At 67.9% G+C, this 25,982-nt stretch carries 32 protein-coding genes; 18 read left to right on the forward strand and 14 right to left on the reverse strand.

The features are described from left to right. Nucleotides 1–156 precede the first annotated feature (156 nt). The 6 genes from EJO66_RS27390 to EJO66_RS27410 all read left to right on the forward strand — a co-directional run bounded on the left by EJO66_RS27390 (nucleotide 157) and on the right by EJO66_RS27410 (nucleotide 5,106). Entirely contained in the window at nucleotides 157–1,380 is a 1,224-nt protein-coding gene (locus EJO66_RS27390) for an MFS transporter (RefSeq protein ID WP_124961083.1), read from the forward strand. A gap of 22 nt (nucleotides 1,381–1,402) precedes the next feature. Further along, on the forward strand, nucleotides 1,403–1,543 hold the full coding sequence (locus EJO66_RS32685) for a hypothetical protein (protein ID WP_164547924.1): 141 nt from the start codon (nucleotides 1,403–1,405) through the stop codon (nucleotides 1,541–1,543). Nucleotides 1,544–1,551: 8 nt separating this feature from the next. After that, a complete protein-coding gene (locus tag EJO66_RS27395; protein WP_124961082.1) occupies nucleotides 1,552–2,121 on the forward strand; it encodes a class I SAM-dependent methyltransferase in 570 nt (189 codons plus the stop codon). 43 nt (nucleotides 2,122–2,164) lie between these two features. Beyond that, on the forward strand, nucleotides 2,165–3,091 hold the full coding sequence (dapA, locus tag EJO66_RS27400; protein WP_370878963.1) for a 4-hydroxy-tetrahydrodipicolinate synthase: 927 nt from the start codon (nucleotides 2,165–2,167) through the stop codon (nucleotides 3,089–3,091). A 138-nt stretch (nucleotides 3,092–3,229) separates the two neighbouring features. Further along, nucleotides 3,230–4,324, forward strand: coding sequence for an outer membrane protein assembly factor BamC (gene bamC, locus EJO66_RS27405; RefSeq protein ID WP_124961080.1), 1,095 nt, complete (start codon nucleotides 3,230–3,232; stop codon nucleotides 4,322–4,324). Between the two features lie 5 nt (nucleotides 4,325–4,329). Then, entirely contained in the window at nucleotides 4,330–5,106 is a 777-nt protein-coding gene (locus tag EJO66_RS27410) for an MBL fold metallo-hydrolase (protein WP_124961079.1), read from the forward strand. 81 nt (nucleotides 5,107–5,187) lie between these two features. Here the strand turns inward: EJO66_RS27410 and EJO66_RS33115 are convergent, their stop codons facing one another. From EJO66_RS33115 to EJO66_RS27425, 3 genes are all read right to left on the reverse strand, one after another. Further along, nucleotides 5,188–5,460 (reverse strand): hypothetical protein, encoded by a 273-nt coding sequence (locus EJO66_RS33115; protein ID WP_124961078.1) that lies wholly within the window; start codon nucleotides 5,458–5,460, stop codon nucleotides 5,188–5,190. 93 nt (nucleotides 5,461–5,553) lie between these two features. After that, nucleotides 5,554–6,069, reverse strand: a complete 516-nt coding sequence (locus EJO66_RS27420; RefSeq protein WP_124961077.1) for a hypothetical protein — start codon at nucleotides 6,067–6,069, stop codon at nucleotides 5,554–5,556. Beyond that, the gene (locus tag EJO66_RS27425) at nucleotides 6,059–7,204 is read right to left on the reverse strand and encodes a JmjC domain-containing protein (protein WP_124961076.1); all 1,146 of its coding nucleotides are present in this window, start codon (nucleotides 7,202–7,204) and stop codon (nucleotides 6,059–6,061) included. Before EJO66_RS27425 ends, EJO66_RS27420 begins: the two co-directional genes overlap by 11 nt. Before the next feature lie 14 nt (nucleotides 7,205–7,218). Here EJO66_RS27425 and EJO66_RS27430 point away from each other — a divergent pair, with 14 nt between their 5' ends. After that, nucleotides 7,219–7,743, forward strand: a complete 525-nt coding sequence (locus EJO66_RS27430) for an FKBP-type peptidyl-prolyl cis-trans isomerase (RefSeq protein WP_124961075.1) — start codon at nucleotides 7,219–7,221, stop codon at nucleotides 7,741–7,743. 74 nt (nucleotides 7,744–7,817) lie between these two features. On the opposite strand, the gene EJO66_RS27435 is transcribed toward EJO66_RS27430, so the two are convergent. From EJO66_RS27435 to coaBC, 4 genes are all read right to left on the reverse strand, one after another. Beyond that, the gene (locus EJO66_RS27435) at nucleotides 7,818–8,318 is read right to left on the reverse strand and encodes a glycine zipper 2TM domain-containing protein (RefSeq protein ID WP_125966662.1); all 501 of its coding nucleotides are present in this window, start codon (nucleotides 8,316–8,318) and stop codon (nucleotides 7,818–7,820) included. 174 nt (nucleotides 8,319–8,492) lie between these two features. Continuing rightward, nucleotides 8,493–8,939: a dUTP diphosphatase gene (dut, locus tag EJO66_RS27440; RefSeq protein ID WP_021008098.1), complete on the reverse strand. Its 447-nt coding sequence runs from the start codon at nucleotides 8,937–8,939 to the stop codon at nucleotides 8,493–8,495. 2 nt (nucleotides 8,940–8,941) lie between these two features. Further along, nucleotides 8,942–9,391, reverse strand: coding sequence for a hypothetical protein (locus EJO66_RS27445; RefSeq protein WP_124961073.1), 450 nt, complete (start codon nucleotides 9,389–9,391; stop codon nucleotides 8,942–8,944). Continuing rightward, on the reverse strand, nucleotides 9,391–10,614 hold the full coding sequence (coaBC, locus tag EJO66_RS27450; RefSeq protein WP_124961072.1) for a bifunctional phosphopantothenoylcysteine decarboxylase/phosphopantothenate--cysteine ligase CoaBC: 1,224 nt from the start codon (nucleotides 10,612–10,614) through the stop codon (nucleotides 9,391–9,393). Before coaBC ends, EJO66_RS27445 begins: the two co-directional genes overlap by 1 nt. A gap of 123 nt (nucleotides 10,615–10,737) precedes the next feature. Here coaBC and EJO66_RS27455 point away from each other — a divergent pair, with 123 nt between their 5' ends. From EJO66_RS27455 to EJO66_RS27490, 8 genes are read left to right on the forward strand one after another with little or no spacing between them, the layout of a single operon-like run. Then, nucleotides 10,738–12,417 carry a CTP synthase gene (locus EJO66_RS27455; protein WP_124961071.1) on the forward strand — a complete coding sequence of 560 codons (1,680 nt, stop codon included), beginning with the start codon at nucleotides 10,738–10,740 and terminating at the stop codon, nucleotides 12,415–12,417. A 55-nt stretch (nucleotides 12,418–12,472) separates the two neighbouring features. Further along, the gene (kdsA, locus tag EJO66_RS27460) at nucleotides 12,473–13,330 is read left to right on the forward strand and encodes a 3-deoxy-8-phosphooctulonate synthase (RefSeq protein WP_124961070.1); all 858 of its coding nucleotides are present in this window, start codon (nucleotides 12,473–12,475) and stop codon (nucleotides 13,328–13,330) included. Then, the gene (locus tag EJO66_RS27465; RefSeq protein ID WP_124961069.1) at nucleotides 13,327–13,617 is read left to right on the forward strand and encodes a DUF1330 domain-containing protein; all 291 of its coding nucleotides are present in this window, start codon (nucleotides 13,327–13,329) and stop codon (nucleotides 13,615–13,617) included. The genes kdsA and EJO66_RS27465 overlap by 4 nt, the downstream gene beginning before the upstream one ends. Before the next feature lie 35 nt (nucleotides 13,618–13,652). Next, the gene (gene eno, locus EJO66_RS27470) at nucleotides 13,653–14,936 is read left to right on the forward strand and encodes a phosphopyruvate hydratase (RefSeq protein WP_012748543.1); all 1,284 of its coding nucleotides are present in this window, start codon (nucleotides 13,653–13,655) and stop codon (nucleotides 14,934–14,936) included. Between the two features lie 17 nt (nucleotides 14,937–14,953). Continuing rightward, the gene (locus EJO66_RS27475) at nucleotides 14,954–15,232 is read left to right on the forward strand and encodes a septum formation initiator family protein (protein ID WP_124961068.1); all 279 of its coding nucleotides are present in this window, start codon (nucleotides 14,954–14,956) and stop codon (nucleotides 15,230–15,232) included. A 4-nt stretch (nucleotides 15,233–15,236) separates the two neighbouring features. Further along, on the forward strand, nucleotides 15,237–15,860 hold the full coding sequence (pnuC, locus tag EJO66_RS27480) for a nicotinamide riboside transporter PnuC (protein ID WP_124961067.1): 624 nt from the start codon (nucleotides 15,237–15,239) through the stop codon (nucleotides 15,858–15,860). Continuing rightward, nucleotides 15,857–16,558 carry an AAA family ATPase gene (locus EJO66_RS27485; RefSeq protein ID WP_124961066.1) on the forward strand — a complete coding sequence of 234 codons (702 nt, stop codon included), beginning with the start codon at nucleotides 15,857–15,859 and terminating at the stop codon, nucleotides 16,556–16,558. The genes pnuC and EJO66_RS27485 overlap by 4 nt, the downstream gene beginning before the upstream one ends. Nucleotides 16,559–16,561: 3 nt before the next feature. After that, complete coding sequence (locus EJO66_RS27490; protein ID WP_124961065.1) at nucleotides 16,562–17,527, forward strand: hypothetical protein; 966 nt, start codon at nucleotides 16,562–16,564, stop codon at nucleotides 17,525–17,527. Nucleotides 17,528–17,563: 36 nt separating this feature from the next. On the opposite strand, the gene EJO66_RS27495 is transcribed toward EJO66_RS27490, so the two are convergent. Continuing rightward, nucleotides 17,564–18,364 (reverse strand): AraC family transcriptional regulator, encoded by an 801-nt coding sequence (locus EJO66_RS27495; protein ID WP_124961064.1) that lies wholly within the window; start codon nucleotides 18,362–18,364, stop codon nucleotides 17,564–17,566. Between the two features lie 144 nt (nucleotides 18,365–18,508). Between EJO66_RS27495 and EJO66_RS27500 the strand changes: the two genes are divergently transcribed. Both EJO66_RS27500 and EJO66_RS27505 read left to right on the forward strand, forming a co-directional pair. After that, a complete protein-coding gene (locus EJO66_RS27500; RefSeq protein WP_124961063.1) occupies nucleotides 18,509–19,288 on the forward strand; it encodes an SDR family oxidoreductase in 780 nt (259 codons plus the stop codon). Between the two features lie 25 nt (nucleotides 19,289–19,313). Beyond that, nucleotides 19,314–20,177, forward strand: coding sequence for an NAD(P)-dependent oxidoreductase (locus EJO66_RS27505; protein WP_124961062.1), 864 nt, complete (start codon nucleotides 19,314–19,316; stop codon nucleotides 20,175–20,177). Nucleotides 20,178–20,198: 21 nt separating this feature from the next. Here EJO66_RS27505 and hslO read toward each other — a convergent pair whose 3' ends face one another. Beyond that, nucleotides 20,199–21,197, reverse strand: coding sequence for an Hsp33 family molecular chaperone HslO (gene hslO, locus EJO66_RS27510; protein ID WP_124961061.1), 999 nt, complete (start codon nucleotides 21,195–21,197; stop codon nucleotides 20,199–20,201). 34 nt (nucleotides 21,198–21,231) lie between these two features. Then, nucleotides 21,232–21,756: a gamma carbonic anhydrase family protein gene (locus EJO66_RS27515; RefSeq protein ID WP_018905892.1), complete on the reverse strand. Its 525-nt coding sequence runs from the start codon at nucleotides 21,754–21,756 to the stop codon at nucleotides 21,232–21,234. A gap of 37 nt (nucleotides 21,757–21,793) precedes the next feature. Here EJO66_RS27515 and EJO66_RS27520 point away from each other — a divergent pair, with 37 nt between their 5' ends. Further along, entirely contained in the window at nucleotides 21,794–22,606 is an 813-nt protein-coding gene (locus EJO66_RS27520) for a ferritin-like domain-containing protein (RefSeq protein ID WP_124961060.1), read from the forward strand. A gap of 9 nt (nucleotides 22,607–22,615) precedes the next feature. Here the strand turns inward: EJO66_RS27520 and EJO66_RS27525 are convergent, their stop codons facing one another. From EJO66_RS27525 to EJO66_RS27540, 4 genes are all read right to left on the reverse strand, one after another. Continuing rightward, nucleotides 22,616–23,092, reverse strand: coding sequence for a MaoC family dehydratase (locus EJO66_RS27525; protein WP_124961059.1), 477 nt, complete (start codon nucleotides 23,090–23,092; stop codon nucleotides 22,616–22,618). Between the two features lie 39 nt (nucleotides 23,093–23,131). Further along, a complete protein-coding gene (locus EJO66_RS27530) occupies nucleotides 23,132–24,265 on the reverse strand; it encodes a thiolase family protein (RefSeq protein ID WP_125966663.1) in 1,134 nt (377 codons plus the stop codon). A 94-nt stretch (nucleotides 24,266–24,359) separates the two neighbouring features. Then, a complete protein-coding gene (locus EJO66_RS27535) occupies nucleotides 24,360–24,950 on the reverse strand; it encodes a TetR/AcrR family transcriptional regulator (protein WP_124961057.1) in 591 nt (196 codons plus the stop codon). 44 nt (nucleotides 24,951–24,994) lie between these two features. Then, entirely contained in the window at nucleotides 24,995–25,951 is a 957-nt protein-coding gene (locus tag EJO66_RS27540; protein ID WP_124961130.1) for a Bug family tripartite tricarboxylate transporter substrate binding protein, read from the reverse strand. Nucleotides 25,952–25,982 lie beyond the last annotated feature (31 nt).

Below are 25,982 nucleotides of genomic sequence, written 5' to 3' on the forward strand. Positions count from 1 at the left end.
CGCCAAACAACTGGATACCCATACAGGCGCGCTGCGCGTTCATGGCAGGCCGCCGGCTTTGATGCGTGCCGCGCATCAAAGCCGGCGCCACAAATCATCAATGGCCTTGGCCGCCGGCTCGCCTGCCAAAGTACCCAAGTCGCTACATTCGATGGCATGCAAGCCTCTTCTCCCACTCTTTCGGTCAAGCAGGTGCTGATCTGCGGCGCCATGATCGTCACGCTCTCCATGGGCATCCGCCACGGCTTCGGCCTCTGGCTGCAGCCGATCACGCAGGCGCAGGACTGGAGCCGCCAGACCTTCTCGTTCGCGCTGGCCGTGCAGAACCTGTCGTGGGGCATCTTCGGCGTATTCGCGGGCATGGTGGCGGATCGCTTCGGCGCCTTCCGGGTGCTGATCGCCGGCACGGCGTTCTATGCGCTGGGCCTGCTGGGCATGGCGTATTCGCCCACGCCGTTGCTGTTCACGCTGAGTGCCGGCGTGCTGATCGGCGCGGCGCAGGCCGGCACCACCTATGCCGTCGTCTACGGCGTGATCGGGCGCCAGATTCCGGCCGAGCGGCGCTCATGGGCCATGGGCGTGGCGGCGGCGGCCGGCTCGTTCGGGCAGTTCCTGCTGGCGCCGATCGAGGGGCTCTTGATCAGGCAACTGGGCTGGCAGAGCGCGCTCGCGGCGGTGGCGATGCTGGCGCTGGTGATCATGCCGCTGGCCTTCGGCCTGCGCGAACCGCAGCGTGGCGCGCTCGCCGGGCACCGCGACCAGTCGGTGCTGCAGGCGGTGGGCGAGGCCTTCCGCTATCCGAGCTTCGGGCTGCTGATGGCGGGGTATTTCGTCTGCGGCTTCCAGCTCGCCTTCATCGGCATCCACATGCCGACCTACCTGCGCGACCAGCGCCTGCCGGCCGAGGTGGCGGGCTACGCGCTGGCGCTGATCGGGCTCTTCAACGTGTTCGGCACCTATACGGTCGGGCTGCTGGGCCAGAAGCTGGCCAAGCGCAAGATCCTGGCGGCGATCTACTTTGCGCGGGCGGTCTCGATCGCGCTGTTCCTGCTGGCGCCCATCTCGCCGCTCAGCGTGTACGTGTTCTCGGCGGCCATGGGCTTCCTGTGGCTGTCGACGGTGCCCGCCACCAACGCGATCATCGCGGGCATCTTCGGCGTGGCGCACCTGTCGATGCTCAGCGGCTTCGTGTTCCTGAGCCACCAGGTCGGCTCGTTCATCGGCGTCTGGCTGGGGGGCTACCTCTACGACACCACGGGCAGCTACGACATCGTCTGGTACATCGCGATCGCGCTGGGCGTGTTCGCGGCGCTGATCAACCTGCCGGTGAAGGAAAGCGCCATCGCGCGCGGCGGCCGGCCGGCCGCCGTGCCCGGCTGACCTCACGATGGACAATGGCCCCATGACTGTGCAGATGCGCCACCACCTCGTGCATGCCGGCTGGCTGGCCGCCGCGCTGGCGGCGCTGGGCGGCGTCTTTGCGCTCTACGTGCACCCGGATTTCCTGGTGACGCTGGTCGACCAGGTCTGGTCCTGCTTCTGATGATTGCTATGAAAGATGTAGCACCTTCGCATGGCGGAACAGAGCCGTCGGAATGGATCGTGCGGTGGTCGCACCTGCTCGCCCCTGGCGCCGCCGTGCTCGACGTGGCATGCGGCCACGGGCGCCACATGCGGTGGTTCGCGGCGCGCGGCCATGCGGCGACGGGCGTGGACCGCTCGGTGGAAGCCGCCGAGGCCGCGGGCGCCTTCGGCCACGTGTTGACCGCCGACATCGAGTCCGGCCCCTGGCCCTTCGCGGGCCAGGCCTTCGGCGCGGTGGTCGTCACCAACTACCTGTGGCGTCCGCGCATGGCGGACATCGTGGCCGCGGTCGCGCCCGGCGGCGTGCTGCTGTACGAGACCTTCGCGGCCGGCAACGAGACGGTGGGCAAGCCCTCGCGCCCCGACTTCCTGCTGCAGCCCGGCGAACTGCTGGCCGCATGCAAGGAGCTGCGCGTGGTGGCCTACGAGGACGGCTTTGTTGCCGAGCCAGCGCGCTTCGTGCAGCGCATCGCGGCCATCCGTGTCGGCGATGCCAACGCGGTGCAGCCCCCACGCCATCTGCTGCAGGGAGACTGACCCTGCCGGAGCAGCCGTTTCCGGGGACGCCGGAGTAAGTAGAATCGGCGCTTTCGTCCACCCGACAGAGAGATTCCCCTTGGAGCAACTGACAGGCAGCATCGTCGCTCTCGCCACGCCGATGCACGACGACGGCAGTGTCGACTACCCCGCCCTGCGCCGGCTGATCGACTGGCACATCGACGAAGGCACCGATTGCCTCGGCGTGGTCGGCACCACCGGCGAATCGCCCACGGTCGACGTGGAAGAGCATTGCGAGATCATCCGCGTGGCGGTCGAGCAGGCCAAGGGCCGCGTGCCCGTGATGGCCGGCTGCGGCGCCAACTCGACCAAGGAAGCCATCGAGCTCGCCAAGTTCGCCAAGGGCGTGGGCGCCGATTCGCAGCTGCAGGTCGTGCCCTACTACAACAAGCCGACGCAGGAAGGCCAGTACCAGCACTTCAAGGCCATCGCCGAAGCCGTGGGCGACCTGCCCACCGTGCTGTACAACGTGCCCGGCCGCACCGTGGCCGATATGGCGCACGACACCGTGCTGCGCCTGGCGCAGGTGCCGGGCATCATCGGCATCAAGGAAGCCACCGGCAACATCGAGCGCGCGCAGTGGCTCATCCGCGACCTGCCCAAGCACTTTGCCGTCTATTCCGGCGACGACCCGACCGCGGTGGCCCTCATGCTCTGCGGCGGCCAGGGCAACATCAGCGTTACGGCCAACATCGCGCCGCGCAAGATGCACGAACTGTGCGTTGCGGCCATTGCGGGCGATGTGCGGCGCGCCATGCAGATCCAGTTCGAGCTGATGCCGCTGCACCGCCACCTGTTCGTGGAGCCCAATCCGATCCCGCTGAAGTGGGCCATGTCCAGGCTCGGGCTGTGCGGCGGCGCATTGCGGCTGCCGCTCACCGAGCTGGCGGAAACGAACCGGCCCGTGGTCGAGGCCGCCCTGCGTGCCACCGGCCTGCTCAAGGGCTGACCCGTTTTTCTTCTCGACATCCCCATCGCTTTCCCTGCCGCATCGAGGTTACGCAACCTTTTGCCTGAACCGTGCTCAGAGAGTGCGGGCAATGCGGCCCACAGATTGACCGAACCCATTCCAACAAGGAAGACGACGTTGAAGAACCTTTCGCACATTTCGCGAGCTGCACTGCTGGCCACCCTCGTTGTCAGCCTCGCCGCCTGCTCCGTTCTCGAGAGCGACAAGATCGACTACAAGAGCGCCGGCAAGGCCCCGACGCTCGAAGTCCCGCCCGACCTGTCGCAGCTCTCGCGCGAGAACCGCTATGCGGTGCCGGGCGGTGCGGTCACGGCCAACGCCTACCAGGCCGGTGCCGCCAATGCGCCGGGCATCCCCACCGCGGTGGCCAACATCGGCGACGTCCGCATGGAGCGCTCGGGCACGCAGCGCTGGATCGTCATCAACCGTTCGCCCGACCAGCTCTGGGATCCGGTGAAGGATTTCTGGCAGGAAAGCGGCTTTCTCCTGACCACCGAGCAGCGCAACCTCGGCATCATGGAGACCGACTGGGCCGAGAACCGCGCCAAGCTGCCGCAGGACATCATCCGCGGCACGCTGGGCAAGCTGGTCGATTCGGTCTACTCGACCGGCGAGCTCGACCGCTTCCGCACGCGCCTGGAGCGCACGCCCACGGGCACCGAGATCTTCATCAGCCACCGCGGCATGCAGGAGGTCTATAACAACAGCCGCCAGGACCAGACCGTCTGGCAGCCCCGCCCGAGCGATCCTGAGCTCGAAACCGAATTCCTGCGCCGCCTGATGGTCAAGCTCGGCGTGACGCAAGAGCAGTCGAAGATCCTGGCCGCCACCACCGCGCCGTCCAAGACCGCCACCGTCGCCAACGTGGGCGGCCAGCCGGTCGTGCAGATCAGCGAAGGCTTCGACCGCGCATGGCGCCGCGTGGGCCTGGCACTCGACCGCACCGGCTTCACCGTGGAAGACCGCGACCGCAGCGCCGGCATCTACTACGTGCGCTACGTGACCCCGAACCCCGACAAGAAGGAGCCCGGCTTCTTCGGCAAGCTGTTCGGCAGCTCCGAGAAGAACGAAGCGCCGATCAAGTTCCGCATCCTCGTGAAGGGCGGCCAGGGCGAGAGCACCACGGTCTCGGTGCTGAACGCGAACGGCGCACCCGAAACCTCGGCCAACGCGCAGCGCATCGTCCAGGTCATTGCCGACGACCTGAAGTAAGCCGCATGCTCCGCTTCCGAAGCCTCGGCAGCGGCAGCACGGGCAACGCCGCGCTGGTGGAATCCACCAGCGGCGGGCGCACCTCGCGGCTCCTGGTCGACTGCGGGTTCGGCCTGCGGCAACTCGATCTGCGGCTTGCCAAGGCCGGCCTTGCGGCAAGCGACATCGATGCGGTCTTCGTCACGCACGAGCACGGCGACCACATCGGCTGCGCCCACTCGCTGTCGCGGCGCAACCGCATTCCCGTCTGGATGAGCGAAGGCACCTGGCTCGCCACCGGGGCCCGCGATTTCGAAGGCCGGCTCAACCTCGCGCGGGACGACGCCGAGTTTGCGGTCGGCGATATCGCGGTGCGGCCCTTCACCGTGCCGCACGATGCGCGCGAGCCGCTGCAGCTTCGCTGCTCCGATGGCGCCCGCACATTGGGCGTGCTGACCGACCTGGGCCATGCCACCGCGCATGTGCTGGCCCGCCTGAGCGGCGTGCATGCGCTGCTGCTCGAGTTCAACCACGACAGCGAACTGCTCGCCAATTCGGCCTATCCGGCCTTCCTGAAGCTGCGCGTCGGCGGCAGGCACGGACACCTGTCGAATGATGCGGCCGCGGAGATTGCGCGCGCGGTGCGCCACGACGGCCTGCGCCACGTGGTCGCGGCCCACCTGAGCGAGCAGAACAACCGTCCCGACATCGTGCGGCGCCTGATGGCCGAAGCCCTCGGCGGGCACGAGGCCGAGATGCTCACGGCCAGCGCGTCGGAAGGCTCGCCCTGGCTGGACGTGTGATCGCGGCCCGGCTCTATTCCGAGCCCCCATGCAAAAAGCCGCCACGAGGCGGCTTTTTGCTGGAGTGAATGAACACCCGGGTTATTGCTTCGGCGCTTCGTTCTTCTTGGCAGCCTCGGTCGCGGCATTGGCGGCGTCCAGCGCAGAGGATGCACCCGGCGAAGGCGTGGTTGCGGCCGACGGATCGGTGGTTGACGGTGCCGGCGCAGCGGCAGGCGGCGGCGGGGCCGGCTCGGTCACCGGAGCGGGCGGGGGTGTCACAACCGCCGGCGCGGCGTCCTCTTTCTTTCCGCAGGCCACGAGTGCGGCAGCGGCGATCAACGAAGCGAGCAGGACGGACGATGACTTCTTCATGGAAACTCCTTTGGCGATGGATGTCAGAACGAAAAAATTCTAGACCCGCATCGCTGCCCGTTTGTGTCTCGCGGCCTCATTCGCGGCATTGGCTTACAAGCCCAGTGTCGACGCCGGAAAGGCGGCAACCCCCACTCGCCACGACTCATCGATTGTTTCACGCAGTTCGCGCCGCGCCCGCGGATCGAAGCCGCACAGGCCGCGGCTGCGCTCGGGATCGGTGCGGTGGGCGAACCACCCGGGCGTCCAGATGGCGCTCGGCACCGCAGCGCCACCCGCCTCTGCACGCACCGCGCGGCATTCGATGATGTGATCCCACATGCGCCGCCACGCGACGAAGCGCGCATGTGAACGTTCGACTGCATCGAAGCGCTGCGCCAGCAGCACGAAGCGGCGGCCCGTGGCCGACCAGGCCTGGAGCGCCTCGATGCTGGCCCGCTCGCCGAGCGGCCAGTCGGCGAAGTCAGGGTCGCTGAAGACCAGCTCTCTCCAGCCCTGCCAGGCTGCGCTCGACAGCGCGGCCCGCACCATGCCCGCGAAGGCTTCGGGGCCATCGAAGCGTCCTTCGGGCAAGGCCGGTGCGGCCGCCGCGGAACTCTCATTCGGCATGGGCCCACCCCGCTTCGCACCACTCGGCCAGCAGTGCGAGTGCGCCGTCGCTCGCGCGCGCCAGTTCGCGCGGCCCGAGCGTGCGCCGGTCGGCCAGCCGCCGCATCAGCGTTGCATCGGCGCCGCCTGCGCGAAAGCTCTCGCCATTGATGTAGAGGTGCCGCGCGTCGTAGAGCATGCGCGTGCGGCGATCGAGCGCCACGGCGTGCAGTTCCGCCGGCACCTCGGCACCTTCCGCGTCGAACCAGACATTGGCCTTGGGTTCGGTCAGCGATTCGCCCAGCGCGCGGTCGATGGCATCCGGATCGCGCAGCGCGGCATCGACTGCCTTGCGCGCGAAGGCCTGCAGCGCGGCCGGCATGGCGGCCGGCACATCGACCGCGGGCTGCGTCGGATCGCGGTAGCGCGCGAGTTCGGCCGGCCCCGCGTCTTCGAGCGCCTCCGCATAGGCCTGCGCCATGCGCGCCAGCAGGTCGGCACCAAGCTCGCCGGTCGCGGAGGACCGCAGGCCGATGGAGCAGGTCATGCAGTCGTCGCCGACCGCCACGCCGTCGTGCGCATAGCGCGGCGGCAGGTACAGCATGTCGCCCGGCTCGAGCACGAAGCTTTGCTCGGGCTCGAAGTTCTCGAGGATCTTGAGCGGCACGCCCTGCTGCAGGCGCAGGTCGCTTTGCTTGCCGATCGACCAGCGCCGCCTGCCCTGCGCCTGCAGCAGGAACACGTCGTAGCTGTCGAAATGCGCGCCCACGCCGCCCTGGTCGCTCGCATAGCTGATCATCAGGTCGTCCAGCCGCGCATCGGGCAGGAAGCGGAACTGCTGCAGCAGCGCATGCACGCCGTCGTGATGCAGGTCGACGCCCTGCACCAGCAGCGTCCATGCCGGCTGCTTGCGCGGCGGCAGCGCGCGCCGCGCGAGCGGCCCGTGCCTGAGCGTCCAGCCGGCCTTGCCGTGGCGGATGAGGCGCGATTCGACGTCCTCGCGCTCGGCCAGGGCAAAGAGCGCGCTGCGCTCGATCGGTGGCACCATGGCGGGAATGGCCTGGCGCACCAGCAGCGGTTTCTTCTGCCAATGCCGCCGCATGAACTGCGCGGCGCTCAGGCCGCCGAGCAACGGCAGCGGTTGTGTAATCTCCATGGGAGAATTCTGCAATGGAAATCTCTGAACAATGCGTGGTCGGCCTGACCTGGACGATGAAAGACACCCTGGGCGAAGTGCTGGACGTGCTCGACGAACCGGTGGAATTCATGGTGGGAGGCGATGACCTCTTCGACGTGATCGAAGCCGCCCTGCAAGGCCACGAGCCCGGCGCCCGGGTGCAGCTGCAGCTCGAACCCGAGCAGGGCTTCGGCGACTTCAACGACCAGCTGCTCTTTCTGGAGCCGCGTTCGCTGTTCCCCGAAGGCACCGAGGAAGGCATGACCTTCGACGGTGCCGCCCTGCCCGAAGGCGTGAGCGACGCGATGCCCAAGGACGTGATCTACACCGTGGCCGAGATCTATCCGGACCACCTGGTTCTCGACGGCAATCATCCGCTCGCCGGCATCGCGATCCGGCTCGACATCACGGTTCGCTCGGTGCGCGAGGCCACGGAAGAAGAAGTCGGCAGTGGAACGGCGGGCACGGCCTTTTTCAAGGTGCCGCCGACCGCGCCGGGCAACGACCTGCTGCACTGACCCCCTGAGGGCAAACCGCCGCAGCAAGCAATAAGCCGGGCAGTGCCCGGCTTATTGCTTGCTGCGGAATGAGGCTACATGCGCGAGATCTGGCCGTTGTCGATGCGCACGCGGTCGCCGATGCGCAGGTCGCCCGGATGCTGCACGTCGAAGACACGGTAGCCGCCGCGGTCGGTCTGCACCGAGATGCGGTAGCTCTCGTAGGCCCGCGGCCCGCTGGCCTGCCCTTCGATGGTATTGCCCAGCAGGGCACCGCCCACGATGCCCAGGGCGGTTGCCGCGGCGCGGCCGCTGCCGTGCCCGAACTGGTTGCCGACCACGCCGCCGAGCACACCGCCCGCCACAGCACCGCCGCCGGTGGTGCCGGTGCCCGCGGTTTCGCTGCGCAGCACCTCGATGTTGGCCACGTGGCCGTATTCGACATAGGCCGCTTCCTGGTACGGAACGGCCTGCGGCGGCGCCTGGTAGGGATAGCGCGTGGTGTGATAGACCGGCGCGGGAGCAACGCAGGCCGTGAGCGTGGCAAGCGCCACCACGGAAGCGGCAATGGAAATGAAGCGCGTTGAAATTTTCATGTTGAGAGGCTCCTCGGATAAATCGGCGCATCCCGATGCGCCAAAGCCTGTATCCAACGTCCCTCCCGCAGCGGGGATGACGCAAGACACACACCGAAACGTAGGAGCGCGCCGCGAAACGTCAGTTCCGGTCTTTACGGGCCCGACACGAAGCCGGGCAAAGACAAGAAGCGGTCAGTGCTTGCCGGTGGAGCCGTAGCCGCCTTCGCCGCGTTGCGAAGCTGCAAATTCTGTGACCACGCGAAACTGCGCCTGCACCACCGGCACGATCACGAGCTGCGCGAGCCGCTCCATCGGCTGGAGCACGAAAGGCGTGTCGCTGCGGTTCCAGGCGCTGATCTTGAGCTCGCCCTGGTAGTCGCTGTCGATCAGGCCCACGAGATTGCCGAGCACGATGCCGTGCTTGTGGCCCAGGCCCGAGCGCGGCAGGATCAGCGCCGCATAGGCCGGGTCGGCCAGGTGGATCGCGATGCCGGTGCCCACGAGCTGCCAGGCGTTGGGCTCCAGCGTGATCGGCGCATCGAGGCAGGCCCTGAGATCGAGCCCTGCGCTGCCGGGCGTGGCGTAGGCGGGCAATTGGTCCACCATGCGTGGATCGAGGATACGAACGTCTACTTTCACTTCTACTTGCCTTGCTTTTGTTGCTGTTCTCTTTGCTTGCGGGCGGCTTCCTCGAGCACCTGCTGCCACTTGGCGACACCGGGTGAGAGCTTCAGCCCCTTGAGCTTGCTGGCGAGCCAGAAAGCCGCGCCCGCGAGGAACACCAGCACGACAGGCGACACGCCGGCCGACCACAGCGCCAGGAGCATCACGGCCCCCACGGCGGCCATGATCTTGAGTGCCGCGGGCGGCAGCGCCCCGGCGCCTGGCGCGGAGGTATCGCCGTTCGACGATTCGCGCCGCTGGGCGGCGGCGGCCGCCGCGCCCTGCGCGCCCGGGGCGGGCGTGATGCCCACGTCCAGGCCGTGGTCGCCCTCGTGCGCCGCCCGCTTCGGCAATGCGGCCTGGGCCGACAGCCGCTCGACGTAGCTGGCGAAATCGCCATTGGGCGGCGTGTTCCATTGGGGGTTCATCAGACTCTCCAGTCAGGCAGGCGGGCGGCAATCTCGGTCATGAGTTCGCGTGCCAGGGTGAGCTTGGGCGCACGCGGCAGCTCGCGCGTGCTCGTCGCGTCCACCAGCAGCAGCGCATTGTCGTCCTGCCCGAAGGTCAGCGGCCCGATGTTGCCGACCAGGAGCGGAATTCCCTTGCGCTCGCGCTTGGCCTTGGCGTGCTCGGCCAGGTTCTCGCTCTCGGCCGCGAAGCCCACGCAGAACAGCTTGCGGGACTGCGCGCGCTCGCTCTGGGCCACCGCCAGCAGGATGTCGGCGTTCTCGACGAAATTGAGCACGGGCGTCTTGCCGCTGCCGTCCTTCTTGATCTTTTGCTCGCTGTGGGTGGCGGGCCGCCAGTCGGCGACGGCGGCCGTCGCTACAAAAATGCTAGCGGATTGCGCGGCATGAAGGGTGGCTTCGAGCATGTCCTGCGCGCTGAGCACGTCGATGCGGCTCACCCCGCGCGGCGTCGGCAGGTGCACCGGGCCGGCCACCAGCGTGACTTCGGCGCCGGCCTCGCGCGCGGCGCGCGCAATGGCAAAGCCCATCTTGCCGGACGAATGGTTGGTGATGCCGCGTATCGGATCGAGCGGCTCGAAGGTGGGGCCCGCGGTCACCAGCACCTTCTGGCCCGCCAGCAGCTTTGGCACGAAGAAGGCCGTGATGTCCTCGAGCAGCTGCGCCGGTTCCAGCATGCGGCCGTCGCCCGTCTCGCCGCAGGCCTGCCAGCCGCTGCCCACGCCCAGCACCGTGGCCCCATCGGCCGCCACCTGCATCAGGTTGCGCTGGGTGGCGGGATGCGCCCACATCTCGCGGTTCATGGCCGGCGCGATCAGAAGCGGCACGCGCTCCATCGGGCGGGCGAGGCACATCAGGCTCAGCAGGTCGTCGGCCCGGCCCTGCACCAGCCGCGCAATGAAGTCGGCGCTGCAGGGCGCCAGCACGATGGCGTCGGCCTCGCGGCTCAGGTTGATGTGCGGCATGTTGTTGGGCTCGCGCGCGTCCCACTGCGAGGTATAGACCGTGCGCCCCGAGAGCGCCTGCATCGTGACCGGCGTGATGAACTGCTCGGCCGCCTCGGTCATCACGACCTGGACGGTGGCGCCCGCCTTCACGAACAGGCGGCACAGCTCCGCCGACTTGTAGCAGGCGATACCACCGGTAAGGCCCAGGACGATGTGTTTGCCGGCGAGTTCTTGCATGAGTCATATTGTTGCTCACATACCGACAAGATCAGGAATGGGATGGCCTTGGGCCCAAGGGGCACAAAGGGGACACCTATAATCGCAATTTCCCACTGCCCGGATCTCTGGTCCGGAACTGGCATGACCAAATTTGTCTTCGTCACCGGTGGTGTCGTATCTTCCCTTGGCAAGGGAATCGCCTCCGCCTCCCTCGCCGCGATCCTCGAATCGCGCGGCCTCAAGGTCACTCTCATCAAGCTCGATCCGTACATCAATGTCGACCCCGGCACGATGTCACCGTTCCAGCATGGCGAGGTGTTCGTCACCGACGACGGTGCCGAGACCGACCTCGACCTCGGCCACTACGAGCGCTTCATCACCACGCGGATGCGCAAGGCCAACAACTTCACGACCGGCCAGATCTACAAGAGCGTGCTCGAGAAAGAGCGCCGCGGCGACTACCTCGGCAAGACAGTGCAGGTGATTCCGCACATCACCAACGAGATCCAGGAATACATCAAGCGCGGCGCCGGCCTCGGCACTGCGCATGAAGTGGACGTGGCCATCGTCGAGATCGGCGGCACGGTGGGCGACATCGAATCGCTCCCCTTCCTCGAAGCCGTGCGCCAGATGAGCCTGCGCATGGGCCCGAACAACTCGGCCTTCGTGCACCTGAGCTACGTGCCCTGGATTGCCGCCGCCGGCGAACTCAAGACCAAGCCCACGCAGCACACCGCCAAGGAACTGCGCGCGATCGGTATCCAGGCCGACGCGCTGCTGTGCCGCGCCGACCGCCCGATTCCCGACGACGAGCGTGCCAAGATCTCGCTGTTCTCGAACGTGCCCGAATGGGGCGTGATCTCCATGTGGGACGTCGACACCATCTACAAGGTGCCGCGCATGCTGCACGAGCAGGGCCTGGACGGCCTGATCTGCGACAAGCTGCGCATCAACACGCCGCCAGCCAAGCTGCAGCGCTGGGACGAGCTGGTGTACGAGGTCGAGCATCCGCAGCAGGAAGTCAGCATTGCGATGGTCGGCAAGTACGTCGACCTGTCCGACAGCTACAAGTCGCTGAACGAGGCGCTGCGCCACGCCGGCATGAAGAACCATGCGCGCGTGAAGATCGACTACATCGATTCCGAAACCATTTCCCCGCAAGATGTTTCGCGGCTCGCCAAGTACGACGCGATCCTGGTGCCCGGCGGCTTCGGCCAGCGCGGCGTCGAGGGCAAGATCTCGGCCGCCCGCTTCGCGCGCGAAGGCAAGGTGCCCTACCTCGGCATCTGCCTGGGCATGCAGGTGGCCACCATCGAATACGCGCGCCACGTGGCGGGCCTGAAGAACGCCAACAGCACCGAGTTCGACCCCGAGACGCCCTGCCCCGTGATCGCGCTGATCACCGAGTGGAAGGACGCCGACGGCACCGTGAAGACGCGCAACGAGAAGTCCGACCTCGGCGGCACCATGCGCCTGGGCGCTCAAAGCTCCGACGTCTCGGCCGGCACGCTGGCCCACAGCATCTACGGCGACGTGGTGACCGAGCGCCACCGCCACCGCTACGAAGCCAACGTCAACTACCTCGACGAACTGCGCGCCGCCGGCCTTGTCATTTCCGCACTGACACAGCGCGAGCACCTGACCGAGATCGTCGAGCTGCCGCAGGACGTGCACCCGTGGTTCATGGGCGTGCAGTTCCACCCCGAATTCAAGTCGACGCCGTGGAGCGGCCATCCGCTCTTCAACGCCTTCATCAAGGCGGCGCTCGACCACAAGGCCCGGAGCGCGGGCGGCGCAAAGAACCTGAAGGCGGTGGCATGAGCCGCCGGGCAGCTCCCAAGGCGAATGACGAAGTGCGCAGCACGGAGGCATCTCTATGAAACTCTGCGGATTCGACATCGGGCTCGACCAGCCCTTCTTCCTGATTGCCGGCCCCTGCGTGGTCGAATCCGAGCAATTGCAGATGGACACGGCCGGCACGCTGAAGGAAATCACTTCCTCGCTGGGCATTCCGTTCATCTTCAAGAGCAGCTTCGACAAGGCCAATCGCTCCTCGGGCACCAGCTTTCGCGGCCCGGGCCGCGAGAAGGGCCTGGAGATCCTGGCCAAGGTGAAGCGCGAGCTCGGCCTGCCCGTGCTGACCGACGTCCACACCGAGGATGACATCACCGAGGCCGCCAAGGTGGTCGACGTGCTGCAGACGCCCGCCTTCCTGTGCCGCCAGACCGACTTCATCCGCGCGGTGGCGCAGTCGGGCAAGCCGGTGAACATCAAGAAGGGCCAGTTCCTTGCGCCGCACGACATGAAGAACGTGATCGACAAGGCGCGCGCTGCCGCCAAGGAAGCCGGCCTGCCCGCAGACAGCTTCATGGCGTGCGAGCGCGGCGCGAGCTTCGGCTACAACAACCTGGTGTCGGACATGCGCTCGCTCGCAATCATGCGCGAGACCGGCGCACCCGTGGTGTTCGACGCCACCCACTCGGTGCAGCTGCCGGGCGGCCAGGGCACGACCTCGGGCGGCCAGCGCGAAATGGTGCCGGTGCTCTCGCGCGCGGCCGTGGCCGTGGGCGTGGCCGGCCTTTTCATGGAAACGCACCCCGATCCCGCCAAGGCACTGAGCGACGGCCCCAACGCCGTGCCGCTCAAGCACATGAAGGCCCTGCTCGAAACGCTGCTGGCGCTCGACCAGGTCGCCAAGAAGAACGCATTTCTGGAGGACGTCTTTCAATCATGAGCAGTGGTTATGTCATCGCCCACGTCGAGGTCACGAACCCGGCGCAGTACGAGGAATACAAGAAGTGGTCGAGCGCCGCCATGCAGGCGCACGGCGCCGAAGTGTGCGTGCGCGGCGGCCAGGTCGAAGTGCTGGAGGGCGACTGGTCGCCTTCGCGCCTCGTCATCCTGAAGTTCCCCAGCTTCGAGAAGGCCAAGGCTTTCTACGAAACGCCCGAATACCTGAAAGCGCGCGAAGCCCGTGCCGGTGCCGCCGTCATGCGCATGGTCGCGGTCGAAGGCCTTTGATCAATTGAATCGAGACTGAAAAGAAAGAGAAACGCATGAGTGCAATCGTAGACATCGTCGGCCGTGAAATCCTCGACAGCCGCGGCAATCCCACCGTCGAGTGCGACGTTCTGCTCGAATCGGGCACCATGGGCCGCGCGGCCGTGCCCTCGGGCGCATCGACCGGTTCGCGCGAAGCCATCGAGCTTCGCGACGGCGACAAGAAGCGCTATCTCGGCAAGGGCGTGCTCAAGGCGGTGGAGAACATCAACACCGAGATCTCGGAATCCGTGCTCGGCCTCGATGCCAGCGAACAGGCCTTCCTCGACCGCACGATGATCGACCTGGACGGCACCGATAACAAGGGCCGCCTGGGCGCCAATGCCACCCTCGCCGTCTCGATGGCCGTGGCGCGCGCCGCGGCCGAAGAGTCGGGACTGCCGCTGTACCGCTACTTCGGCGGCATGGGCGGCATGCAGCTGCCGGTGCCGATGATGAACGTCATCAACGGCGGCGCGCACGCCAACAACAGCCTCGACCTGCAGGAGTTCATGATCATCCCCGTGGGTGCGCCGAGCTTCCGCGAAGCCGTGCGCTACGGCGCCGAGGTGTTCCATGCGCTCAAGAAGATCCTGGGCGACCGCGGCATCAGCACGGCCGTCGGCGACGAAGGCGGTTTCGCGCCCAGCGTCGAAAGCCATGAAGCGGCCATCCAGCTGATCCTCGAAGCCATCGACAAGGCCGGCTTCGTGGCGGGCGAGCAGATTGCGCTCGGCCTCGACTGCGCCGCCAGCGAGTTCTACAAGGACGGCAACTACGTGCTCTCCGGCGAGAACCTCACGCTGTCGGCCGGCAACTGGGCCGACATGCTGGCCACCTGGGTCGACAAGTACCCGATCATCAGCATCGAGGACGGCATGCACGAAGGCGACTGGGACGGCTGGAAGCTGCTGACCGAACGCCTGGGCAAGCGCGTGCAGCTGGTGGGCGACGACCTGTTCGTCACCAACACCAAGATCCTGCAGGAAGGCATCGACAAAGGCATTGCCAACTCGATCCTGATCAAGATCAACCAGATCGGCACGCTGACCGAGACCTTCGCCGCCATCGAGATGGCCAAGCGCGCGGGCTACACGGCCGTGATCTCGCACCGCTCGGGCGAAACCGAGGACAGCACCATCGCCGACATCGCAGTGGGCACCAACGCGGGCCAGATCAAGACCGGCTCGCTCTCGCGCTCGGACCGCATCGCCAAGTACAACCAGCTGCTGCGCATCGAGGAAGACCTCGGCGACATCGCCAGCTATCCTGGCCGCGGCGCGTTCTACAACCTGAAGTAGCGCGCGAAGCCGGCGGCATGCGCTCGCGCCTCGTTCCACCCATCGTGCTGTTGCTGCTGCTGGTCATCCTGCAGTGGCAGCTGTGGAACGGGCGCGGCAGCGTGCCCGACGTGGCGCAGCTGCAGTCCAAGCTGGCCGACCAGAAGGCTGCCAACGCCAAGGCCGTGGTGAACAACGAGCGGCTGGCCTCCGAGGTCAACGACCTCAAGATCGGCCTCGAGATGGTCGAAGAGCGTGCGCGGCAGGAACTGGGCATGGTCAAGCCCAACGAAGTGTTCGTTCAGGTCACCCACTAGGCTGATGCCCGAGTTCTTCTCGGCCCCCGCATTCGCGCTCTGGGGCTCGCCGGTCAGCTGGCTCGAACTCGTGGCCGCGGTGCTGGCGCTCGCGATGGTCGGCTGCAACATGCGCGAGATCCACTGGGGCTGGCCGCTGGCGATCGTCAGTTCGCTGCTCTACGTGGCCGTGTTCGCGCAGGCGCGCATCTACGGCGACGCCTCGCTGCAGGTGTTCTTCGCAGTGGTCGCGCTCTGGGGCTGGGCGCAATGGCTGCGCGGCCACCGCGCCGATGGCAGCGCATTGCGCGTGAGCCGGCTTTCGCCGCGCGGCATCGCGCTGGCACTCGCGGCCTGCGCACTGGCATGGCCCGCGGTCGCGCTCTTCCTGCGCCGCTTCACCGACACCGACGTGCCCTGGTGGGACGGGTTCTCGACCGGGCTCAGCCTCGTCGGCCAATTCCTGCTCGGGCGCAAGTTCATCGAGAACTGGCTGGTATGGCTGGCGGTGAACGTCGTGAGCGTGGGCCTCTTTATCCACAAGGGCCTGTGGCTCACGGTCGGACTCTACGCCGTGTTCGCGGTGCTCAGCGTAGCCGGCTTCCTTGCGTGGCGCGCGCGCATGCACGACGGGGCCGCGCGCGCATGACGCCCATGCTGCCGGCCGGATGTGTGATTGCGCTGCTCGGTGCCGAGAGCACCGGCAAGACCGAACTCGCCCGCGCAGTCGCGCAGCGCCTGCAGGAACGCGGCATTGCCACCACGCTGGTGGGCGAATACCTGCGCGAATGGTGCGACCGCGAAGGCCGCACGCCCCGCCCCGACGAGCAGCGGGCCATTGCGCAGGAGCAGACGCGCCGCATCGATGCCGCGGCCGCTTCGGGTGTGGTGGTGGCCGACACCACGGCCCTCATGACCGCGGTCTACAGCGAACTGCTGTTCGGCGACACCTCGCTCCATGCCGACGCGCTGGCGGCGCAGGCGCGCTGCGCGATCACCCTGCTGACCGCACTCGACATCCCGTGGATCGCAGACCCGTTGCGCGATGGCGACCACGCGCGCGAACCGACCGATGCGCTGGTGCGCGCGGCGCTTGCGGGCGCGGGGCTTTCCTTCGCCGTGGTGCATGGCACCGGCAGCGAAAGGCTCTCCAATGCGTGGAACGCCATCAATTCCATCGCCGGCAGCGAAGGCCGGGCCCGCGCACGCAGCCGCCCCGAATCCAAACCCGCCTCCTGGTCATGGCCTTGCGAGAAGTGCTCAGACCCGGAATGCGAGCATCGGCTTTTCAGCGACCTGATCGGACGCCGCGACGACACGCCTTCAACCCCCAGCTCGGAGACCTGATCGATGTTCCCGCCTCGTTTCTCTCGCCTTTGCGGCTTCTTCCTTGCCGCACTGCTGGCAGCGGCTGCCACGGCCGCGCCCGTCGCCGCCACCGTGGAAAACGCCACCACGGCCACCGCCTGCGCCGAGGAAGACAACGTGTCGCTGGTGCTGCGCGGCGAAGGCATCCGGCGCATGCGCATCGAGGCGCTGCAGCCGGCCTATCTCGACAGCATCGGCAACGACATCACCGCGCCCGACTTCTCGGGCTGCAACTTCGACGGCGGCGCGCATCCCACCGACCCCGCGCACAAGTTCAAGCCGCGCCGCGTGGTGCTGCTCGACGACGCGCAGTGGCGCATCGTCGGCATGACGCTGACCAGCTTCTGGCGGCCGCAGCAGGTGCCGGTGCGCGTGGGTGCGCGCACGGACCGCGGCTTCCACATGCTGCAGATCTTCCGCAAGGAAGAAGGCAAGGCGCTCGAAGCACTGGTGCTCTACCCGGCCGACGGCTACTGGCGCATCAAGCCGCTGCCGCAAGCGCGCTTCGGCGACGGGGTCTACGGCTCCTCGTTCCTGCTCGGCCCGGTCGAACAGGGCAGCCGGCCGGTGGTCGACATCGCGTCGATCCGCATCGTGCCGAAGCCGCTGGCCATCCACCTGCGCTTCGTCGGCGGCGGCAGCGCCGTAGCCAGGGTGTCCGAGATCAGCCGCGAGCGCACCGCGCTCGACGTGACGCTCTCCAAGCCCACGGCGGACACGCGGCCCTTTGCCGTGCTGCGCTCGATGTACGTGGCGCCCGACAACGCCGACGTGAGCGAACTGCGCTGGCAGGAATCGCCCGGGGCCGCGGAGCAGGTGCTGCCGCTGCCCGACGTGAAGACGCTGAACGCGACGCAGGTGCGCTTCGGGCGCAGCCTGCCTTCGCGCCACAACACCAGCGCGCCGGACATCGCGTTCAGAGATTTCGACGACAAGGCGCCGCGCTGACAACGCTCTGAGGCTGACTGCTTGCGTCGGCCGGGGCTAGCCGGCGCGCCGGACCTCGCCCGGCGTGGCGCCGAGCACGCGGCGCATGCAGCGCGCCATGTGGCTCTGGTGCGAGAACCCGCTCTCCAGCGCCACCTCGCTCGCGGCCATCGCGCTGCGCACCAGCAGGCCGCGCGCACGGTCGACGCGCCGATGAACCACGTACTCGTGCACCGGCAGGCCGGTGGAACGCTTGAACTGCGTCTTCAGGTGCGACGTGCTCAGCCCCGCAACCTCTGCCAGCCTGGCCAGTGAAAGATCGCCGTCGAGGTGCGTCTCGATGTAGTCGGTCACGCGGCGCAGCTGCGGCCGCGTGAGGCCCTGTGCCGGCGACGCCTCTTGCCGCCGGTGCCCGCCGAGCAGGTGAACTGCCAGCGCGGTGCCCAGGCTGTCGGCGTAGAGGGTGCCGTTGGGAAAGCCGGCGCGCCTTTCGGCGTCGAGCGCCCAGGCAATGTGCTCGATGTGCGCGTCGCGCAGCTGATGGCGCTCCGCCAGGCTGGCCCGTTCGGCGGGCAGCCCCATTTCCTCGGCGGTGCGGCGCAGCAGCGATGGCGGCATGCGCACGACCAGCGAGGTGCTGGCAGCCTCCTCGTGCCAGATGTCGGAGGTGCCGGCGGGCAGGATGTCGATGTCGCCCCGCGTATAGCGGAACTTGTGCAGCCGGCAGGCGCCATTCACCGGCGCGCCCGCATGCACCTTGATGCGGTGGTCGGGCACGGCCTCGAGGCCGACCACGCCGCCGGGCGTGTGGCGCACATGCACGTTCAGATGGGTGTCGGAGGGGGCGTCGTGGCTCATCGGGCCATTATCCGGCGCTGCGGCGCAACGTGTCCGCGCGTCGCCGTCCGTTCGTGCTGCACCACGGCCGAACGTGCGCGACCCTGCGGGCCGCGTTCCGGATCATCGGCTGCCATGAACACAACCACTCAAGACACGCGATCCATGGACAACCCCGCCACCGGCAACTACGCAGGCAAGAAGGCCGTCATCACCGGCGGCACCATCGGCATGGGCCTCGCCACCGCGCAGGCACTGCTCGAAGGCGGCGCCGAAGTGCTCGTCACCGGACTGAATCCCCGCAACCTGGAGGCCGCGCGGCGCGCGCTGGGCCCTCGCGCCCACATCGTCGCATCGGATGCCGGCTCGCTTTCGGACATCGACGCACTCGCAACGCTCGTCCGGGAAAAGCTCGGCCACATCGACCTGCTGCACATCAACGCGGGCATCTCGACGCTGGAGCCCTTCGAGCAGGTCACCGAGGCAGGCTACGACCGTGCCTTTGCGATCAACACCAAGGGCCCGTTCTTCACCGTGCAGCGCCTGGTGCCCCTGATGCGCGCGGGCGGCGCGGTGGTGGTCACCTCGTCCATCGCGGACGAGGGCGGCATGCACGGGTTGAGCGTCTACAGCGCGACCAAGGCCGCCCTGCGTTCCTTCGCCTCTGGCTTCGCGGCGGAGCTGGTGGGGCGCGGCATCCGCGTCAACGTGGTGAGCCCGGGCTTCATCGACACGCCCACGCTCGGCGTTGCCGATGCCACGGCCGAGGAGCGCGCCGAGTTCATCCGCCTGGGCGACCAGATCACGCCGATGCGGCGCCACGGCACGGCCGCCGAGGTGGCGCGCGCGGTGCTCTTCTTCGCCTTCGAGGCGACCTTCACGACCGGCGCGCGGCTCACCGTCGATGGCGGGCTGGGGCAGAACCTCACGCCGGCCGCCGCCTGATCACACACCAAGGAACAACAAGCACATGACCGACGTTTCCCTCATCGGCCTCGGCCCCATGGGCATCGCACTCGCGCGCGCCCTTCGATCGAAATACACGCTGACGGTGTGGAACCGCACCGCCGGGCGCGCCGAACCGCTGCTCAACCAGGGCACCGTGCTCGCGCCGAATGCGCTCGCCGCGGTCCAGGCCAGTCCCGTGGTGCTGGTCTGCGTGGCCGACTACGCGGCATCCCGCGCGATCCTTGCTGCGCCGGGCGTGGCCGACGCGCTGCGCGGCAAGGTGCTGGTGCAGCTGAGCACCGGTACCCCGCAGGACGCGCGCGACGACTGGGCCGCGCTCGGCGGCGTGGCCTACCTCGACGGCGCGCTGCTTGCCACGCCCAGCCAGATCGGCCGGCCCGACACGCCGCTCTTCATCTCCGGCGAAGAACGGGCGCTGGCCGCGTGCCGGCCGCTGCTCGAAGCCGTTGCCGGAAACATCCAGTACATGGGCGAGCCCATCGGCAACGCGGCCGCCTGGGACCTGGCCACGCTCTCGTGCATGTTCGGCGCGATGAGCGGCTTCTTCCACGGCGTGCGCATCTGCGAATCCGAAGGGCTGAAGGTGAACGCGTTCTCGCAGATGATCGGCGCGATCTCGCCAGTACTCGGCGAAATGATCAGCGCCGAGGGCGAGGCCATCCACGCCGGCAGCTACGGCGAACCCGAGAGCTCGATGGCCACCTGCGCGGGCTCGGGCCGGCTCTTCGTGAAGCAGGCGCGCGAGGCAGGGCTCGACGCGAGTTTTCCGGATTTTCTGATGGCGTTGTTCGACCGCTCTCTGAATGCAGGTTTGGCGAACGAACGGCTGGCCGCAATGATCAAGGTGCTGCGCCAGGCCGCTTGAGCAAGGCCGGCGCGCCAAGCCCTACTGGACGATCGGGCTGCCCGGGATCTGATCCGTCGGCGGCCTGAAGATCTGTGCCGCATCGACCGCGTCGAAGCGGTACTGCTTGCCGCAGAAGTCGCAGCCCACCTCGATGTCGCCGCGCTCGGCCAGGATCTCCTCGGCCTCCTCGACGCCGAGCCCGCGGATCATCTGGGCCACGCGGTCGCGGCCGCAGGTGCACGCAAAGTGTGGGCCCAGGAGGCCGGCCTGCGGCTCGAAGCGCAGCAGCTTCTCTTCCCAGAACAGGCGGCGGAGAATGGTCTCGATGTCGAGCGTGAGCAACTCGTCGCGCGTGAGGCTCGAGGCGAGGATCGAGATGCGGTTGTAGTCCTCGTTGCGGCCGATCTGGTCTTCGTTGGCCTGGTCGTGGTCCTTGTCGGAAGTGCCTTCGAGGTTGCCCTCGCCCTTCACCGGCAGGCGCTGGATCAGGAGGCCCGCCGCCACCTTGTCGTCGGCAGCGAGCACCAGCGTGGTGTCGAGCTGCTCGCTTTGCAGCATGTAGTGCTGCAGCACGTCGCTGAGCCGGCCGAGCTTCTCGCCCTCGTCGTCGAACAACGGCACCACGCCCTGGTAAGGCGTCGTGCCCGGCAGCTTGTCCTTGGGATCGAGCGTGATGGCGCAGCGGCCCTTGTTGCCGACGTTGACCATCTCGGGCAGGCGCGCATCGGCCGGCAGGTCGCCGATCACCTTGGCGGTGGCGCGCAGGCTCAGGTCGGGCTTGGCCTCGGCCACGGCCACCTTGACCGGGCCGTCGCCGAAGATCTGCAGGATCAGTGCGCCGTTGAACTTGATGTTGGCCTGCATCAGCGTGGCCGCGGCCGTCATCTCGCCGAGCAGTTCGGCCACCGGCGGCGGGTAGGCGCCGGTGGCGGTGTTGGAGGCGCGCCGCGCCAGGATTTCCTGCCACGCATCTGTCAGGCGCACGATCATGCCGCGCACCGGCAGGCCATCGAACAGGAATTTGTGCAGCTCGCTCAAAACGGATTCTTCTTTCTGTTGGGCCTGCGCGGTGTCAGGCGATTTTCTTCAAGCCCTTCGCATAGCGAATGGCGTTCTTGACGTAGTGATCGGAGCCGTGCCGCAGGCGGGCGGCGTCTTCGTCGCTGATCGTGCGCATCACCTTGGCGGGCGAGCCGAAGATCAGGGAGTTGTCGGGAAACTCCTTGCCCTCGGTCACGACGCTGCCGGCGCCAACAATCGAATTGCGGCCGATCTTCGCGTTATTCAAGACCACGGCCTGGATGCCGATCAGCGAGTTGTCGCCGATGGTGCAGCCATGCAGCATGACCTGGTGGCCGATGGTGACGTTCTCGCCGATGGTGAGCGGGCTGCCGGGGTCGGAATGCAGCATCGACATGTCCTGCACGTTGCTGTTGCGCCCGATCGTCATCTTCTCGTTGTCGCCGCGCAGCACCGCGCCGAACCAGATGCTCGCGTTGTCACCCAGCTGCACGTTGCCGATCACCTCCGCGCTGTCGGCGACCCAGGCGCCGGTGCCGAGTTGCGGCGCAACGCCGTCGAGTTCATAGAGGGCCATCGTGGAGTCTCCGGGGGCAAAACCTAGAATTGTAGGGATGCACCCCCGATTGAGCGCGCTGGCCGCGCTGCGACTCACCGACCCTGAACAGAAGGTTGCGGCAACGCGCGCCACTGCTGCCGTGGCCGCTACCGATTCCATAGCAACCGACCCTCTGCGCGTCGTGGGCGATGACATCGGCGTGCCGGGCCGCCCCGAACGGCCGCTGCGCGTGGCCGCCACCGCCGTGCAGAAGCGCTCGCCCTTCACGCCCGAAGGCCGTGCCGCGCTGATCCATTCGATCTGCCACATCGAGTTCAACGCCATCAACCTCGCACTCGACGCCGCGTGGCGCTACGACGGCATGCCCGAGGCCTACTACCGCGACTGGCTGCGCGTGGCCGACGAGGAAGCGCAGCACTTCACACTGCTGCATGCGCACCTGCAGGACATGGGCTGGCGCTACGGCGACTTCCCGGGCCACGACGGGCTCTGGAGCATGTGCGAGAAGACCAGGGACGACGTGCTCGCGCGCATGGCGCTGGTGCCTCGCACACTCGAAGCGCGCGGGCTCGACGCCACGCCGCTCATCCAGGCCAAGCTCAGGCGTGTAGACACGCCGGATGCGTTGCGCGCGGTCGAGATCCTCGACATCATCCTGCGCGACGAAGTCGGCCACGTGGCCATCGGCAACCACTGGTACCGCTGGCTCTGCGAGCGCGCCGGCCGCGACCCCGAGGCGACCTATCCCGAACTCGTGGCACGCTACGAAGCGCCGCGCCTGAAGCCGCCCTTCAACCTCGAAGCCCGCGGCCAGGCGGGCTTCAGCGCCGAAGAGCTGCGCGCGCTCTCGGCCGCCGCCAAGGACTGAACGGGAGGCCTACGCGGGCCGGGCGTGCACGACCAGCTTGGGCGTGAAGTACTGGAGCACCTCGCCGCGCTGGTTGAGCGTGCGGCAGCGCATCGTGACCATCGCGCGGCCCGGCCTGGAGCGCGAAGGCGTGATGTCGAGCACCTCGCCCACCACGTGCAGCACGTCGCCGGGCCGCGTCGGCTTGGGCCACTGCAGCTCGCCGCCCGAGCCGATGATGCCTTCGGCCAGCGGAATGCCGCTCTCCACCAGCAGTTTCATCGTGAGCGCCGCCGTGTGCCAGCCGCTCGCAGCAAGACCGCCGAAGAAGCTGTTTTTCGCGGCCTCTTCGTCGGTGTGGAAGGGCTGCGGGTCGAACTGCGATGCAAAGGCCTTGATCTGCGCCACGTCCAGCGCGTGTTCGCCGCTCTGGAAGCGGTCGCCGACCGACAGGTCTTCGAGATAAAGCGCGCGCTTGGCGCCCGTGTCCTCAGGGAGTGCCGCCATGGGAGTTCCTTGTAGTGCCAGCGCGCATTCTCGAACTATTCAGACGCGCTCGAGGATGGTGGCAATGCCCTGCCCGCCGCCGATGCATTGCGTGGCCAGCGCATAGCGGCCGTTCTCGCGCGCGAGCAGCGAAGCTGCCTTGCCCGTGATGCGCGCACCGGTCGCACCCAGCGGATGGCCAATGGCAAGACCGCCGCCGTCGAGATTGATCTTCGCCGCGTCGAGGCCGAGATCGCGGATGCAGGCCAGCGCCTGCGACGAGAAGGCCTCGTTGAGTTCGATCACGTCGAGGTCGCCGGCCCTGAGCCCGGCGCGCGCCAGCGCCTTGCGCGTGGCGGGGATCGGGCCGATGCCCATGACGGCCGGGTCGACGCCCACGGTCGCGAACGCGCGGATGCGCGCGAGCGCCTGCAGGCCGTGCTTCGCGGCGAAGGCATCGCTGGTCACGAGCACGGCGGCGGCGCCGTCGGTCAGCGGCGACGAAGTGCCGGCCGTCACCACGCCATCGGGACGGAACGCCGGCTTCAGGCCCGCCAGCGCCTCGGCCGAGGTGGCCGGGCGGATGCAGCCATCGGCATCGACCACCTCGCCCGAGGCCAGGCGCACCGGCACGATCTCGCCCGCGAGCCGCCCTTGTGCGCGCGCGGCGGCGGCCTTGCGGTGCGACTCGACTGCGAAGGCCTCCTGGTCGGCGCGGCTCACGCTCCATCGCTGCGCAACGTTCTCGGCGGTCTCGCCCATCGAGATGTAGGCATCGCTGCCGTCCTTCAGTTCCGGGTTCGGCGAGAAGTTGAAGCCGCCCTGCGGCACCATCGTCATCGACTCCACGCCCACGCACAGGAAGGCCTCGCCCATGCCCGCCTCGATCTGCGCCGCGGCAATGTGCACGGCCTGCATCGACGAGCCGCAGAAGCGGTTCACCGTCATGCCGCCCACCTCGTGCGGCAGGCCCGCGAGCAGGCCGACGATGCGCGCGAGGTTGTTGCCCTGCGAGGCCTCGGGGTAGGCGCAGCCCAGGATGACATCCTCGAGCAGCGCGGGGTCGAGGTCGGTGCGCTGCAGCAGGCCCCGAACCACGCCGGCGGCCAGCGTGTCGGGGCGCGTCCCGGCGAGCGCGCCCTTCTTCGCGAAGTGGAAAGGCGAGCGGGCATAAGCGGAAATGACGGCTTTCATGAGAACACTCCTTGGTCAAAACCTACCATCCAATCGGTAGGTCACGCGGTCAAAAAATAGGCACGCGCTGCGTGCCTGCGGTGCCGCCCGGCGATCAGCCGGGCAATGAACTCCTGAGCTGCGCGATGGCTTCGTCGAAGTCTTCGACGCGCCCCGTCATGCGCGATGCGAGCAGTGCGCCCTGGCACACCGAGAACACGTAGGCCGCCTGCGATGCAACCGATGCGCCCTTCTTCTGACGGGCCGGGGCCAGCGCGCCCAGCACGCCCGTGAGCCACAGCACCTGGGTGTTGCGCAGTTCCTGCACGGCCTGGCGCAGTTCCTCGTCGATGCAGTCCCACCCCGGCGTCAGCGCCCCCGCGGGACACATGCCCGAACCCGCCTTGAGCGTGTTGCGGTACATGCGGAAATAGGATTCGAGCGCGTCCTTCGGCGTACGCACCCGCGCCGCGTCCCAGTCCTTGAAGAGCTGGGTGGCCTGCCGGATCACCGCGATGCCCAGCGCTTCCTTGGTCGGAAAGTGGTGGTACAGGCTCGCCTTTCGGACGCCGACCGCATCGGCCACGTCCTGGAAGCTGAAGCCCAGGTAGGAGCGCGTTTCGATCAGGTGCCGCGCCACCCCGAGGATCTGCTCGCGGGTGCTGCCGGCGGCAAGTGCGGTCGAGGGGGTGATGGTGCTGTTCATCTACCTACTATAAGGTAGGGAAATCGGGACCGCAAGCCGCAGGGTCAATCGGCCTTGATGTTCGCGGCCTTCACGATGCGCCCGTTGCCTTCGAATTCCGACGCGATCTCCTTGGCAAAGGCCGCGGGGGTGCCGCCGGTCGGCACGTTGTCGGTGGCCGTGAGCTTGGCGCGCAGCTCGGGGCTGGCCAGGGCCTTGTTGATCTCGGCGTTGTACTTTGCGATCAATGCGGGCGGCGTGGCCGCGGGCGCGAAGACGCCGAACACCGAATTGATGTTCGCCGCGCTGTAGCCCAGCTCGGCCAGCGTGGGCGCCTGCGGCAGGCTCTCGAGCCGTGCGGGCGCGCCCACGGCCAGCGGACGCAGCTTGCCCGACTGGATGTGCGAAGTGAGCGTCGGGCTCGCATTGCTCGAGAGAATCTCGAACTGCCCGCCGAGCGCATCGTTGAGTTGCTGGCCGCCGCCCTTGTAGGGCACGTGCGTGATGTCGACGCCCGTGGCCGCCTTCACCTGCTCGAGCACGATGTGGCCGAGTGATGCCGGCCCCGAGGTGGCCCAGCGGACCGCGCCGGGCTGCGCCTTGGCATCGGCGATCAGCGCGCGGAAGTCCCGGGCCTTGCTGGCCGGCGTGGCAATCAGCAGCACCGGCGAATACATTACGCTCGCCACCGGCGCGATGTCCTTCAGCGGATCGAAGGGCAGTTTGCCGAGATGCGGACTCAGCACCAGCGGGCTGATGGCCGAGAAGCCCAGCGTGGCGCCGTCGGGTGCGGCCTTGGCCACGGCATCCATGCCGATGGCGCCGCTGGCGCCGGCACGGTTGTCGACCACCACCGTGGTGCCCATCTGCGCGGCGAGCCTGTCGCCGAGCGCACGCGCGACCACGTCGCTGACGCCGCCTGCGGGATACGCCACGATGATGCGGATGGTCTTGGGAACGGGCTGGGCCTGTGCGCCGGAGACGGCGAACAATGCCACCGCGACCCAGATTCTTTTCTGCATGAACGAAATCTCTTTGCTGTTGATGAAGTGA

Source organism: Variovorax beijingensis (assembly GCF_003951285.1).
GTDB classification, from domain to species: Bacteria; Pseudomonadota; Gammaproteobacteria; order Burkholderiales; family Burkholderiaceae_C; genus Variovorax; species Variovorax beijingensis.

Coding starts and splice junctions, on each gene's coding strand:
- EJO66_RS27495 (WP_124961064.1), bottom strand. CDS start 18,364: ATGAGCCACGACGCCCCCTCCGACACCCATCTGAACGTGCATGTGCGC.
- EJO66_RS27500 (WP_124961063.1), top strand. CDS start 18,509: ATGGACAACCCCGCCACCGGCAACTACGCAGGCAAGAAGGCCGTCATC.
- EJO66_RS33115 (WP_124961078.1), bottom strand. CDS start 5,460: ATGAAGAAGTCATCGTCCGTCCTGCTCGCTTCGTTGATCGCCGCTGCC.
- kdsA (WP_124961070.1), top strand. CDS start 12,473: ATGAAACTCTGCGGATTCGACATCGGGCTCGACCAGCCCTTCTTCCTG.
- EJO66_RS27465 (WP_124961069.1), top strand. CDS start 13,327: ATGAGCAGTGGTTATGTCATCGCCCACGTCGAGGTCACGAACCCGGCG.
- EJO66_RS27445 (WP_124961073.1), bottom strand. CDS start 9,391: ATGAACCCCCAATGGAACACGCCGCCCAATGGCGATTTCGCCAGCTAC.
- EJO66_RS27430 (WP_124961075.1), top strand. CDS start 7,219: ATGGAAATCTCTGAACAATGCGTGGTCGGCCTGACCTGGACGATGAAA.
- EJO66_RS27395 (WP_124961082.1), top strand. CDS start 1,552: ATGAAAGATGTAGCACCTTCGCATGGCGGAACAGAGCCGTCGGAATGG.
- EJO66_RS27490 (WP_124961065.1), top strand. CDS start 16,562: ATGTTCCCGCCTCGTTTCTCTCGCCTTTGCGGCTTCTTCCTTGCCGCA.
- eno (WP_012748543.1), top strand. CDS start 13,653: ATGAGTGCAATCGTAGACATCGTCGGCCGTGAAATCCTCGACAGCCGC.
- EJO66_RS32685 (WP_164547924.1), top strand. CDS start 1,403: ATGACTGTGCAGATGCGCCACCACCTCGTGCATGCCGGCTGGCTGGCC.
- EJO66_RS27435 (WP_125966662.1), bottom strand. CDS start 8,318: ATGAAAATTTCAACGCGCTTCATTTCCATTGCCGCTTCCGTGGTGGCG.
- EJO66_RS27420 (WP_124961077.1), bottom strand. CDS start 6,069: ATGCCGAATGAGAGTTCCGCGGCGGCCGCACCGGCCTTGCCCGAAGGA.
- EJO66_RS27535 (WP_124961057.1), bottom strand. CDS start 24,950: ATGAACAGCACCATCACCCCCTCGACCGCACTTGCCGCCGGCAGCACC.
- EJO66_RS27515 (WP_018905892.1), bottom strand. CDS start 21,756: ATGGCCCTCTATGAACTCGACGGCGTTGCGCCGCAACTCGGCACCGGC.
- EJO66_RS27525 (WP_124961059.1), bottom strand. CDS start 23,092: ATGGCGGCACTCCCTGAGGACACGGGCGCCAAGCGCGCGCTTTATCTC.
- EJO66_RS27530 (WP_125966663.1), bottom strand. CDS start 24,265: ATGAAAGCCGTCATTTCCGCTTATGCCCGCTCGCCTTTCCACTTCGCG.
- EJO66_RS27485 (WP_124961066.1), top strand. CDS start 15,857: ATGACGCCCATGCTGCCGGCCGGATGTGTGATTGCGCTGCTCGGTGCC.
- EJO66_RS27505 (WP_124961062.1), top strand. CDS start 19,314: ATGACCGACGTTTCCCTCATCGGCCTCGGCCCCATGGGCATCGCACTC.
- EJO66_RS27540 (WP_124961130.1), bottom strand. CDS start 25,951: ATGCAGAAAAGAATCTGGGTCGCGGTGGCATTGTTCGCCGTCTCCGGC.
- EJO66_RS27425 (WP_124961076.1), bottom strand. CDS start 7,204: ATGGAGATTACACAACCGCTGCCGTTGCTCGGCGGCCTGAGCGCCGCG.
- EJO66_RS27475 (WP_124961068.1), top strand. CDS start 14,954: ATGCGCTCGCGCCTCGTTCCACCCATCGTGCTGTTGCTGCTGCTGGTC.
- EJO66_RS27520 (WP_124961060.1), top strand. CDS start 21,794: ATGCACCCCCGATTGAGCGCGCTGGCCGCGCTGCGACTCACCGACCCT.
- EJO66_RS27455 (WP_124961071.1), top strand. CDS start 10,738: ATGACCAAATTTGTCTTCGTCACCGGTGGTGTCGTATCTTCCCTTGGC.
- pnuC (WP_124961067.1), top strand. CDS start 15,237: ATGCCCGAGTTCTTCTCGGCCCCCGCATTCGCGCTCTGGGGCTCGCCG.
- EJO66_RS27410 (WP_124961079.1), top strand. CDS start 4,330: ATGCTCCGCTTCCGAAGCCTCGGCAGCGGCAGCACGGGCAACGCCGCG.
- EJO66_RS27390 (WP_124961083.1), top strand. CDS start 157: ATGCAAGCCTCTTCTCCCACTCTTTCGGTCAAGCAGGTGCTGATCTGC.
- coaBC (WP_124961072.1), bottom strand. CDS start 10,614: ATGCAAGAACTCGCCGGCAAACACATCGTCCTGGGCCTTACCGGTGGT.